13 protein-coding genes are annotated in these 10544 nt (G+C 57.2%); 12 read left to right on the forward strand and 1 reads right to left on the reverse strand.

The genetic code is table 11. The annotated features are described in order from the left end of the window. Positions 1–340 precede the first annotated feature (340 nt). The 11 genes from ACIPZG_RS24775 (at position 341) to ACIPZG_RS24825 (ending at position 9041) form a co-directional block, all read left to right on the forward strand. The gene (locus ACIPZG_RS24775) at positions 341–1111 is read left to right on the forward strand and encodes an SDR family NAD(P)-dependent oxidoreductase (protein ID WP_400717790.1); all 771 of its coding nucleotides are present in this window, start codon (positions 341–343) and stop codon (positions 1109–1111) included. Between the two features lie 417 nt (positions 1112–1528). Continuing rightward, a complete protein-coding gene (locus tag ACIPZG_RS24780) occupies positions 1529–2770 on the forward strand; it encodes a molybdopterin-dependent oxidoreductase (RefSeq protein ID WP_400717792.1) in 1242 nt (413 codons plus the stop codon). A gap of 9 nt (positions 2771–2779) precedes the next feature. Continuing rightward, entirely contained in the window at positions 2780–3421 is a 642-nt protein-coding gene (locus ACIPZG_RS24785; protein WP_400717795.1) for a c-type cytochrome, read from the forward strand. A gap of 129 nt (positions 3422–3550) precedes the next feature. Then, positions 3551–3994, forward strand: coding sequence for a hypothetical protein (locus tag ACIPZG_RS24790; protein ID WP_400717797.1), 444 nt, complete (start codon positions 3551–3553; stop codon positions 3992–3994). Between the two features lie 25 nt (positions 3995–4019). Further along, on the forward strand, positions 4020–4229 hold the full coding sequence (locus tag ACIPZG_RS24795) for a DUF6434 domain-containing protein (RefSeq protein ID WP_008090585.1): 210 nt from the start codon (positions 4020–4022) through the stop codon (positions 4227–4229). Positions 4230–4702: 473 nt separating this feature from the next. Then, positions 4703–4945, forward strand: coding sequence for a hypothetical protein (locus tag ACIPZG_RS24800; RefSeq protein ID WP_400717799.1), 243 nt, complete (start codon positions 4703–4705; stop codon positions 4943–4945). Positions 4946–4995: 50 nt separating this feature from the next. Beyond that, entirely contained in the window at positions 4996–5265 is a 270-nt protein-coding gene (locus ACIPZG_RS24805) for a DUF3077 domain-containing protein (protein WP_400717801.1), read from the forward strand. A gap of 265 nt (positions 5266–5530) precedes the next feature. After that, a complete protein-coding gene (locus ACIPZG_RS24810) occupies positions 5531–6694 on the forward strand; it encodes an AAA family ATPase (protein WP_400717803.1) in 1164 nt (387 codons plus the stop codon). Between the two features lie 101 nt (positions 6695–6795). Further along, entirely contained in the window at positions 6796–7245 is a 450-nt protein-coding gene (locus ACIPZG_RS24815) for a hypothetical protein (protein WP_400717805.1), read from the forward strand. A 346-nt stretch (positions 7246–7591) separates the two neighbouring features. After that, positions 7592–7828, forward strand: a complete 237-nt coding sequence (locus ACIPZG_RS24820) for a hypothetical protein (RefSeq protein WP_400717807.1) — start codon at positions 7592–7594, stop codon at positions 7826–7828. A gap of 469 nt (positions 7829–8297) precedes the next feature. Further along, positions 8298–9041, forward strand: coding sequence for a hypothetical protein (locus ACIPZG_RS24825; protein ID WP_400717809.1), 744 nt, complete (start codon positions 8298–8300; stop codon positions 9039–9041). A 276-nt stretch (positions 9042–9317) separates the two neighbouring features. Here the strand turns inward: ACIPZG_RS24825 and ACIPZG_RS24830 are convergent, their stop codons facing one another. After that, positions 9318–9518: a hypothetical protein gene (locus ACIPZG_RS24830; protein WP_400717811.1), complete on the reverse strand. Its 201-nt coding sequence runs from the start codon at positions 9516–9518 to the stop codon at positions 9318–9320. A 283-nt stretch (positions 9519–9801) separates the two neighbouring features. Here ACIPZG_RS24830 and ACIPZG_RS24835 point away from each other — a divergent pair, with 283 nt between their 5' ends. Continuing rightward, positions 9802–10404 carry a hypothetical protein gene (locus ACIPZG_RS24835; RefSeq protein WP_400717813.1) on the forward strand — a complete coding sequence of 201 codons (603 nt, stop codon included), beginning with the start codon at positions 9802–9804 and terminating at the stop codon, positions 10402–10404. The last annotated feature ends 140 nt before the right edge of the window (positions 10405–10544 follow it).

The following is a 10544-nucleotide window of genomic DNA, read 5'->3' on the forward strand; positions in this document are numbered from 1 at the left end:
CTCTGGTACGGACCGCCACTCAGTCTTGCGGTCGAAAGCCGAAGGGGTGACGCTGTGCTTTGACAAAGGGCTCTGGTCGGGATGGTCGTAAGTGAAGGGAAGGCTGTCAACGGCTGATTGCCATCAGTCACGCTTGAGTTGCTCCCCCAAAGCCATACGATCGCCCGTTCGTCCATGACAGAGCGTCACCATGCAACGAATCGTCATCCTGGCAACGGCGGCAGTGGAATGCGCCAGTTCCGCAACCAGCCGCGCCCTGATCGTGCTGATGGCTGTGTAGAAAAACTCGACGCTGCTCTACCCACCAAGCTGAGTTCCCCGCAGCTGCATGAGGTGCTGCATGAGGCTGATACCGAACCTGAAAGGCAAAGCCAATGCCCTGGTATGCGGCGCAAGCCGAGGCATAGGCTTGGCGTTGTGCAAGGCATTGTTGGCCCGCGACGACGTCGGCAGGCTCTGGGCCATTTCACGCAGTGCCAAAAGCGATGGCGAGCTCGCAATACTGGCCCAGGAACAAGGCGAACGCCTGGTACTGATGGATTGCGACGCGCGTGACGAGCGAGCACTCGCCGCGATGGCGGCTGAGCTCGGCCGCACCTGCGATCATCTTCATCTGGTCGTCAGCACCCTGGGCATTCTTCATCAGGAAGGGGCCAAGGCCGAGAAATCGTTGGCGCAGCTGGATTTAGCCAGCCTGCAGGCGAGCTTCGCGACCAATGCCTACGCGCCCATACTGCTGCTCAAGCATCTGCTACCCCTGTTGCGTAAAGCGCCCGCCACCTTCGCGGCGCTGTCAGCCCGGGTTGGGTCGATCGGCGACAATCACCTGGGTGGCTGGTATAGCTATCGGGCAAGCAAGGCCGCGCTCAATCAATTGCTGCATACGGCGAGCATCGAGCTGAGGCGACTGAACCCGTCTGCCACGGTATTGGCCCTGCACCCTGGGACGACCGACACAGCGTTATCGCGACCATTTCAAGGCAATGTACAGGCTGGGAAACTGTTTGAGCCTGCGTTTGCGGCCCAACGTATTCTTGAGCAGGTAGAACGGCTTGGGCCATTCGATAGCGGTGGGTTCTGGGCCTGGGACGGGCGACCGATCGAATGGTGATTCAGCCGCCTCAGCTGGCTCAGTCCGTTGAGAAGCACCCAGGTTTGCAAATAAAGCCATCCACGCGCACAGCGTTGGACCGGATGTCATGCGCGCATGCGTTTTGCGGCACCAATGGCAATGAACACTACGCCTGGTATCCAGAACCCTGGATTGGATATGCCCAAACCAATGGCCAGCAGCGCAATACCTATAGCCAGCATCAGCGTTCTCCCTGACTGGAAATATCCCTTTCTCAAGCGGCTCATTTAAGCACAAAGACAGCCATTGTCATCGAATGCGAAGTCAATGACGCCGAATGCAAAGCATCCTAACGATACTTGTGGATACTGATTCCCCTCAGTAAGCCGGATGCGCGCCCCTGTAGCCTGGCGGGGAGCAATCAACCGCAGCCCAAGCAATCAAAGGGAATTCAGGATGAAACTCAGTTTTATTGATGGCTCACGCCTCAGTCGCCGGCGTGTGCTGCGCGATGCCTTCGCCCTCGCAGTGGCGACCAGTCCATTAGCCAGCCTGGTCAAGGCGGCCGACGAACCTGCCGAGGACGTCAGTGTTACCGCAGGCCCACGGCCCTTGGTTCAATACCCGCAGAAGCGACCTCTGACGCTGGTAACCACTCGCCCCCCGCATCTCGAAACCCCGTTCCGCGTCTTCAACGAGGGCCCCATCACCCCGAATGACGCTTTCTTTGTCCGTTACCACCTGGCCAACTTTCCTACCAGCATTGACCCGGATACCTACCGCCTGACGATCAAGGGCTCGGTCGATAAATCCCTGTCGCTTTCCCTTGCCGAGCTCAAGGCGCTCGCCGAACCGATAGAGGTGGTGGCCGTGAACCAATGCTCGGGCAACAGCCGAGCGTTCTCGATGCCTCGCGTATTCGGGGCCCAGTTGGGCAATGGATCCATGGGCAACGCCCGCTGGGTGGGCGTGTCGCTCAAGACCGTCCTGGAAAAAGCCGGCGTGAAAGCCGAGGCGAAGCAAGTGACCTTCGACGGCCTCGACAAACCGGTGCTTTCGAGCACGCCGGACTTCACCAAGGCCCTGAATATCGACCATGCCATGAACGGGGAACCCATGATTGCCTGGTCCATGAACGGCGCTGAATTACCCTTCCTCAACGGCTACCCCATACGCCTGGTGGTGCCGGGCTATTTCGGCACCTATTGGGTCAAGCACTTGAGTGAAATCGAAGTGCTCGACCACACCTATGAGGGGTTCTTCATGGCGAAGGGCTACCGCGTGCCAGACAACGACTGCCTCTGCGTGACCCCCGGTACCACGCCGGCCAAGACACGGCCGATTTCCAAGTTGCCCGTGCGCAGCTTCATCACCAGCGTTAGCCACGGCGATGTATTGCCGCTAGAGGAATCCGTAATGCTCAAGGGCATTGCCTTTGATGGTGGCGCCGGGATCAGCAAAGTGGAGGTATCGATTGACGGTGGCAAGCAGTGGCGCGCAGCCGAACTTGGAAAGGACCTTGGCCGCTTCTCCTTCCGTGAGTGGACGCTGCCAATCCACTTCGCCCACCGTGGCGCGACACAGCTGATGGTGCGGGCCTCTAGTAACGCGGGGGAAACTCAGCCACTGCGAGCCGACTGGAACCCTGGCGGCTACCGCCGCAACGTCGTGGAAACAACCCACGTGACCATTGCCTGAGGGGGTAGCATGCATCGCATCACATTCCTGCCCGCCTTGCTCTTTGCAACGCAGGCTTGTTGGATCGCCACGGCGGAGGCAGCACCGCTCACGATCAAATTGCCTCCGGAAACGGCTGCGCTCAAACCCAGTTCGCTGCCGGGTTATGCCTTGGCGCAACAGAAATGTTCAACCTGCCACTCTGCCGACTACATCAACTTCCAACCGCCAGGCATGAGTCTGGAACAATGGACGGCAGAAGCAGGCAAGATGAAAAATACTTATGGCGCTCCGATCAGCGATGAAGATGTGAGCATCATCGGCGCCTACCTGGCGGCGACCTACGGTTCTGCCCATGACAACGACGCCGGGGTGCAAGCGGCCTCTTATCCATCGAAAACCGAGGCCACGCCTGTTGCAAAAAACGATGCCATGTCTTTGCTGCAGAACAATGCCTGCCTTTCGTGTCACGCCGTTGATCACAAGGTTGTGGGCCCGTCTTATCACGAGGTGGCCGCCAAATATGCCGGCGACGCGCAGGCGCTTGAGAAAGTGACATCCAGTATTGAGCAAGGCGGCAGTGGCAAGTGGGGCAATGTGCCCATGCCAGCTTTTGCGCAGTTGAAAGCGGATGATTTGAAAAAGCTGGCGGCGTTTATTCTTGAGCAGTAAAAACCCGGTCAGGCAATGACGAGCGTGCGGCCTATCAAGGCCGCACTTTGATTTCTTAGTCCTTACCCATATGCTCACCGCTTGATGTGGCTGCCCGGACGCAGCTGCCGTTGGAATACAGGGAATGGCATGACAAGGCTCACCAAACTTCGAGTTTTGCTGACACTGGGCGCGATCATTGGAATCGCACCGCTCACCTACTCTTTCATCGGGGGCACGCTGTTTCTGGCGGTACTGCTTTTCAAAGTTCCGGAGTTTGTGGTGCCCGTCTTTCTGATTTCCACGGTAGGCCTGTGGGGCTGTTGGAAGGCCTATGCGGCGGCCATGGCGCGCGAGCCGAAGCTACCTCTGGACAGGCGAGTTGTCGCAGCAGTCATCATTGCGATCATCTGGGGACTGCTCTGGGCAGGCGGATTGGGCTGGGTCAGCGCAGATAACGAATTGGACTGGGATAGCGCTATTACGCTGCTGCTCTTCCCAATGCCTGGATTGACGGCGGCGATCATGCTCTTCGTTACTCACCGAAGGGCGCGTTTCGGTTCAGAAGATTGCGTTGCGGCAACAGCTGACTGAGTGGATGGCAAAGAAGGAAATGGAAATGAGCCTCGACTGGCACGCTGGACCGATCACCCGCGCTACCCCGATAGACACCGGCTACCGCAACACACAGAAGGTGCGGCAGTTTCTGGTGCGTGAGTGTGGCGATGCTTTCAAGTTTGATCGCGCCTTCATGGCCTGGATCAAGAGCGGGGCTCCAGCCAACATGGGCGAAGTTGCGGATGAATGGCTGCGTATCCACATGCTTTAGGGAACAGTCGGCGCTAACTGAGGCCGCGTGCTTCAGCGGTTGATTTTTCCCTATCGAATGGACGATTTGTACATGAGTCCCGGCGAGCCTGTCGAAGTGTGTAAGCTAATCGCCGAAGCTCACGCGTTACATACTGTTACGCCTAACGGCTAAAAAAATCAGATTTAGCTGCTTTCTTGTAGGACATTTCCCAAAGATACTGCCGACGCCTGTTTTTCGTTGCGCACGCAAAAAGTGGACTCTAGTCTCGGCACGTCGTTGTCACTCAGCGACTGGGTTAGCCGCCCAAAAACGTCGGACACCACAGCCGTGCAATACCGAGCAATCGGCATTCGCGCCTCTATGGCGGCTGTGCGTGGGGCACCTTCGGGTGCGCCGGGTGCCTGACGTCCCGGTCGGCTAACCCGCGTACAGCTGCCACCTATTCGTTTAGCCGCGTTTGGTGGTTGCTCAACTACGAGAGGAGCCACACCATGCTGAAGATCGTTCCCGATCCGCCTCACAACGCTCACTCCCTCGAAGACACGCTGATGGTGGCCGCCGACTACGCACTCTGCGCGGAAGTCGTTGCCCAACAGGCGATGTTGATGCAGCCCAAATCTCCCGTGTCTTTGTTGATCATGGCGTCAATGCACGAGCTTGATGCCCTGCGCAAATTGCTCGAGTCGGCACTGGTTCAAATACAAAAGCCAGCCGATCCGCAGACACTGCATTAATCCGCCGATAGGGCCAGCCCAGGCACCTACAACTTCAGGGAGATCAAACAATGGCCACCGAACAAACCCATTTCACTGTCGGCAAAACCACTTTCTACCAAGGTGAAAACCAGACCCATCCACTGTTTCGCATCGAACCCGGCATCCCCTGCCAAAGCGCCCGCGAACAGGCCTCGGAACTGATGGGCTATGCCCGCGACCTGTCCATCGACGGCCTGATCGAAGACAAACCCCAACTACTCTGGGCCTCGCACTACCTCTGCGCCCTGGCCAAGGCCCTGCTCGACGATGCTGAACTGGGCATGATGAAAACCCCTTGAAGCCCTACCCCACTCGGCGCGCCCCCCACTGTGGGAGCCGCGCTTGCCGGCGATGGGCCGCAAAGCGGCCCCAACAACCCAACCCCCAGCGCCGACACCCAGGACAACTCACTCATGCATTCCCCCCACCTCAACACAATGGTAAGTGCGCTATTTGACCATCTTGAAGACGAACGCCCCTCACTCCCAAAACCGTGTTGATCGGTAGTAAGACAGGTCCAGTTCGGCCACAATCGATCACTCAGTTCAAGCTGGGACGCACCGCATGCTCACCACCCTCGCCATCGGCAACTACCGCTCGATCAACCATCTTGTGCTGCCGTTAGGCCAACTCAACCTGGTGACCGGTGCCAACGGCAGCGGCAAATCCAATCTGTACAAAGCCCTGCGCCTGCTCGCCGAAACCGCCCAGGGTGGCGTGATAGAAGCGCTTGCCCGTGAAGGCGGACTGGATTCGACCTGGTGGGCCGGACCGGAGATGAGTGCGCGCATGAAGCGCGGCGAAGTGCCGATCCAAGGCCAGCATCCGAGCGAAGCCAAACGCCTGCGCCTCGGTTTCGCGACCGAGGATTTCGGCTTTGCCATCTCGCTCGGCCTGCCGATTCCCCTGCCCTATCCCACCGCATTCATGCTCGACCCTGAGATCAAATCCGAAGCCATCTGGGGCGCCGGCGCCTACCGGCCATCGTCCTTGCTGGTAGAGCGCAAGAACGCGATGGTTCGTGCCCGAGAAGGAAACGGTTGGACGGTGCTGGATCAATATGCCGATAGCTGTGAGAGCTTCTTCAACATCGTTGGCCGCCCACGCCAGGCGCCGGAGATCGGTGAGCTGCGGGCATTCATCAACAGCTGGCGGTTCTACGATCACTTCCGCATCGACCGCGATGCGCCCTGCCGTCAACCGCAGCTGGGGACGCGCTCGCCGGTTCTGCATCACGACGGACGCAACCTTGCCTCGGCGTTGCAGACCATCATCGAGATTGGTGAGATTGAAGACCTCATGGCAGCTCTGGATGATGCGTTTCCTGGTAGTCGCCTGGAGATTGATGCTCCACCGGGTGGTCTGTTCAGCGTGCGACTGCACCAGCATGGGCTTCTGCGCCCGCTGGGTGGCGCTGAATTGTCGGATGGCACGCTGCGTTATCTGCTGTTGATGGCTGCGCTGCTGACGCCACGGCCGCCGTCGCTGATGGTGCTCAATGAACCGGAAACCAGTTTGCATGCTGACCTGCTGCCTGCCCTAGCGCGACTCATCATTCGCGCTTCGCGTCGCAGCCAAGTTTGGGTCGTGTCTCACAGTGCGCCGTTGATTGAGGCGCTGCGGGCGTGTGACGGTTGCAATGTGTTGGAGCTGGAGAAGAACCAGGGCCAGACTCAGCTGCGCGGGGTTGGGTTGTTAGATGAGCCGCTCTGGCGCTGGGTGGATTGAAACTGGCGTTGGACTGCGAATGACGTGCGTCGTACAGGAGCGACCCAGCTGCTGTTCATGAGCTACCCTTTATGGGTCTTCTCCAATACAGGACGTCGACAATGAACCTCAAATATCAACTAGCCCTTTCAATAATCATTACAAGCACCCTGGGCTGCGCAACTTCGTCACATAATGTGGTAACGCTTACCCTTGATGCTACTCGGCAAAATACAGGGCAAATTGCCAATGTCACGCTGAGCAGCCAAGACACACAGACCGGCTTCACGTTCTTCATCGGTGGCATTCCGAATGGAACCACCCTGCCCTTGCGCCTCTACACCTTCATAAACAAAGGCAGCTGCCAGCAACCCGGGCCAATGGCTTACGCCATGAATGATCGCGTCGACACCGACCGCATGGCAAGAACGCGTACATGGACGTACTCAAGAACCGCAAATGTCATGATGTCGGCGTTGTTTGCCGATGAATATTCTATTGTTGTCCGAACAACACCGGCCGACGGCAACATCGATATCTTCTGCGGGAATATCAAGAAAGAGGTAATGTGAAATAGACAAGCCCATTCTCTATCCCGCCGCACCTACCTACCTAATCAACATCAAAGTTAGTGCACGTCAGAGGCGCCCGCCTGGCACTGCTGGGTAGTGATGGTGTCCCTGGTGGCTCGACGGCGGCGCGCAGTCAGTCGATTTCTCAGCCCAGCCCACCAACAACTGACTCAGGGTCGGGGCGTTGCTGCGTGCTCAATCGCCTCCCAGTCGGGTTGCTATGACCTTTTAGCTCACGGCGAATTCGGAACGCTCTCAATGTCATTCCAAAATACTCTATGAGTCATCTTGATGGCTTCCCTGTGTAGATCTAATACTGAGCCTCATGCCAGGGGAGGCACGGAAAATGCAAAGAAGATTCGTTATCGTTCCAGCCGTACCTATCGAGAAAGACTCATTTCAATCAGGCGCTCGCTTCTACGCCAATACCGTATCCGGGGGCTTCGACATCTACGACAACCAAGAAAAAATGCGACGCAAGCCAAGCTATCCGACGAGGGCACTGGCAGAAGCCGCCTGCGCAGAAATGAACGAGACCTGTCGAGATCCCGACGAACTCTTTACTCCAATGAGAACTTGTTGAAGCGCCACCCAATGATGTTGTGGTGGGCTATCCCGCCTGAGGACATCGCCACGACGTACAGGACTACGCCAGCTTGAGCAGCACGCGCCGGATGTAGTCATTGCAAGCATCTGGATGGTGGGGCCGCATCGCGGCCCACCGCCGGCTTGCCGGCGATGAGGCCGGCGCTGGCAACAGAACTTTCGACAGGGGTGGCCGCTTTGGATCGAAAGCCGTTATTTCTTTAGCCTTCAGCCAGAGGGGCGAATGACCTCGATTCAGCTCGCGCGTCAGCACGGGTGCGCTTATCCACGGTACAGCCCCGATGAATTGATCAGCACATTATTGGATGATGCGCACACCAGTAAGACAGAGCCCTCATTTTAAGGCGCTCGTCATACCTTCCTTAGTCGCCCCATGTGACGACGCCAAAATTCGCTTGCTTCGAAAGTTTATGGCAATCTGCCGCATCCTTTTAAAACGCAAATCCATGAAAAACAAAATTTTCAAGAGCAAGCTAATGCCCGAGATTTCAGCCGAGAATGCCAGCCTGATTCATGCCATTGCTATGTCAACCGCCATCATCGCCGCATTGATCTCTGCTTGCGCGGTCATCTTGGCGCAACTTATGTCCGACGTCCAAATCAAACAATCGGACAGGTCCATGGCAGATGCCGGCCAACTCATTCCCAAGGCCGATGAGTCTAGCGCGCAGTCTCAGTTGAAAATCGACGCGCTCATCCAACAGAACCAGGCGTTGACCGCACGACTGGTAGCGGAGGAACGGGCCCGGCTGAAAATCGAAGCCCGCCTCCAACCCAGGAAGTTGACCGCGCAAGCTCAGGCTGCGTTCAAGGCATTGGCTGTAGCGCTGGCCAAGGACAAGGCCACCCCAACCGTATTGCTGAACATCGTCAAAAATGATGACGAAGCACTAGCGTTCTCAAAGCAGATCGCTGTAGCCATGATGAAAGCAGGCGTACGGGTTCAGATAAAGCACTTGATGCACACGAAAGAAGCCACGGGAGCTCATGTAGTGCTGTACAACAGCCCGGGTAGCCAACAAATCGAGAAAGCCTTCATAGCGGCCAACATTGCTTCGCAGATCACGCGGTCTTCTCAAACACCAACGATCCGTATCGACGATCAGGATACGCCCGCAATCAGTGCGTTCATTACCGTTTATCCTAAGGACTTGTCGCTGAGCGATACGACAGAGCCGCCCGCAAGGTGAGATATTTTCTCAGCGGGTTGGCAGCAACTTACCTTTGTAGCGCCGAACAGAGAGGGCATTCCCCAACTGCGCCTGGCGCCGCGACAGCAGGCAGCATACGGATCCGTCCTTTACTGTCGAACTCACCTACTTCGATCAAAGCTCGGTGGCCGGCCTCATCAGTTGCGATGAAATTCAGGTTGTTATCGGTTTCTTGCGTACAGTTGTACTTACCCGCCTTCTCACCTTTAGTGAGTTTGTAGGGATGGCACACCGGCCAAGGTGGGCGGCGCATGCTTACCATTTACCGGCGAGGTAGAACATGCCTCCAGCAAAGCTGGTGAGGAAAAGGCCGTCGAAGACATCCCCAACGCTACCGCATCCCGAAAGATAGGACTCGATCTGCGCTGCCAGGAAGAAGATGGCGACAAAAAGAACGATGCCCATGATGCGCCGTTGAAGTTTGAACCTGGCCCTGTCGGATCCGAACCACAGCATCCCTGCCTCCTTCCTACTCTCTGATCAATAACTTAACGATAACGCGCGTAGGCTCTCTGGTCATGAAGGGCGGCGCATGCATGGAGAAAGCCATGATCGTCACACCCTGCACATAACAGCCACATCGCATGGCAGGGCAAGTTGGATCGCCGCAGTGCCGCTAGCTACCAGAGGTTGAGAAAATCTGACACCATCACGCCCTTTTCACCGCAAGCGGCTTCGAGTCAGGCTCTGCGTGTAATCGAAGGGCACAATAAGCCCTCATTTTTTGCTGGGGCGATGGATGAAACAAGGGCGACGCTGGGCGTTGATGCTGATGTGCGTGATCATGGCAGGTTGCGCCACTGCGCCACCTAAAGATCAAAACAACCTGTGCAATATCTTCCGCGAATACCCCGACTGGTATGAAGACTCGCTGGAGATGCAACAGCAATACGGCACGCCGCAACATGTGGCGATGGCAATCATGAAGCAGGAAAGCAGCTTCGTTCACGATGCATTGCCTCCTCGTGATTACTTGCTGTGGGTAATTCCCTGGGGCCGTGTCAGCTCTGCCTACGGTTATGCTCAAGCCCAAGATCCAGTTTGGGGTGAGTACAAGGATGGCACCGGCAGTGGCGGCTCGCGAGATAACTTCGACGACGCGATCATGTTCATCGGCTGGTACACCGCCGGTACCCAAAAGCAGCTGGGCATCTCCAAGTGGGACACCTACAACCAGTATCTTGCCTATCACGAAGGCCGCGGTGGTTTCAGCCGGGGCACCTACCGCAGCAAACCTTGGCTGATGCAGGTGGCGCGCAAGGTTGAGCAACAGTCGAAGGTCTACGGCGCACAGCTCAAGCAGTGTCGGGGGGAGCTGGAGGATGATAGTGGCTGGTTCTAAAGCGAGGTGGTGAGCAGACGCTGGGGTATCAAGCCGCGCCGCACACGGGACTGTCAGTTTTTTTGTGTGCGGGCCGGTAAGGGCCTGCCGCTAGGCAGGCCCTGATTTTACCAGGTCGGCCTGATGAACCGATCCCCGTA

This window comes from Pseudomonas sp. NPDC089395 (genome assembly GCF_044749525.1).
Lineage (GTDB): Bacteria > Pseudomonadota > Gammaproteobacteria > Pseudomonadales > Pseudomonadaceae > Aquipseudomonas.

Coding starts and splice junctions, on each gene's coding strand:
- ACIPZG_RS24775 (WP_400717790.1), top strand. CDS start 341: ATGAGGCTGATACCGAACCTGAAAGGCAAAGCCAATGCCCTGGTATGC.
- ACIPZG_RS24785 (WP_400717795.1), top strand. CDS start 2,780: ATGCATCGCATCACATTCCTGCCCGCCTTGCTCTTTGCAACGCAGGCT.
- ACIPZG_RS24780 (WP_400717792.1), top strand. CDS start 1,529: ATGAAACTCAGTTTTATTGATGGCTCACGCCTCAGTCGCCGGCGTGTG.
- ACIPZG_RS24795 (WP_008090585.1), top strand. CDS start 4,020: ATGAGCCTCGACTGGCACGCTGGACCGATCACCCGCGCTACCCCGATA.
- ACIPZG_RS24810 (WP_400717803.1), top strand. CDS start 5,531: ATGCTCACCACCCTCGCCATCGGCAACTACCGCTCGATCAACCATCTT.
- ACIPZG_RS24820 (WP_400717807.1), top strand. CDS start 7,592: ATGCAAAGAAGATTCGTTATCGTTCCAGCCGTACCTATCGAGAAAGAC.
- ACIPZG_RS24815 (WP_400717805.1), top strand. CDS start 6,796: ATGAACCTCAAATATCAACTAGCCCTTTCAATAATCATTACAAGCACC.
- ACIPZG_RS24805 (WP_400717801.1), top strand. CDS start 4,996: ATGGCCACCGAACAAACCCATTTCACTGTCGGCAAAACCACTTTCTAC.
- ACIPZG_RS24830 (WP_400717811.1), bottom strand. CDS start 9,518: ATGCTGTGGTTCGGATCCGACAGGGCCAGGTTCAAACTTCAACGGCGC.
- ACIPZG_RS24790 (WP_400717797.1), top strand. CDS start 3,551: ATGACAAGGCTCACCAAACTTCGAGTTTTGCTGACACTGGGCGCGATC.
- ACIPZG_RS24800 (WP_400717799.1), top strand. CDS start 4,703: ATGCTGAAGATCGTTCCCGATCCGCCTCACAACGCTCACTCCCTCGAA.
- ACIPZG_RS24835 (WP_400717813.1), top strand. CDS start 9,802: ATGAAACAAGGGCGACGCTGGGCGTTGATGCTGATGTGCGTGATCATG.
- ACIPZG_RS24825 (WP_400717809.1), top strand. CDS start 8,298: ATGAAAAACAAAATTTTCAAGAGCAAGCTAATGCCCGAGATTTCAGCC.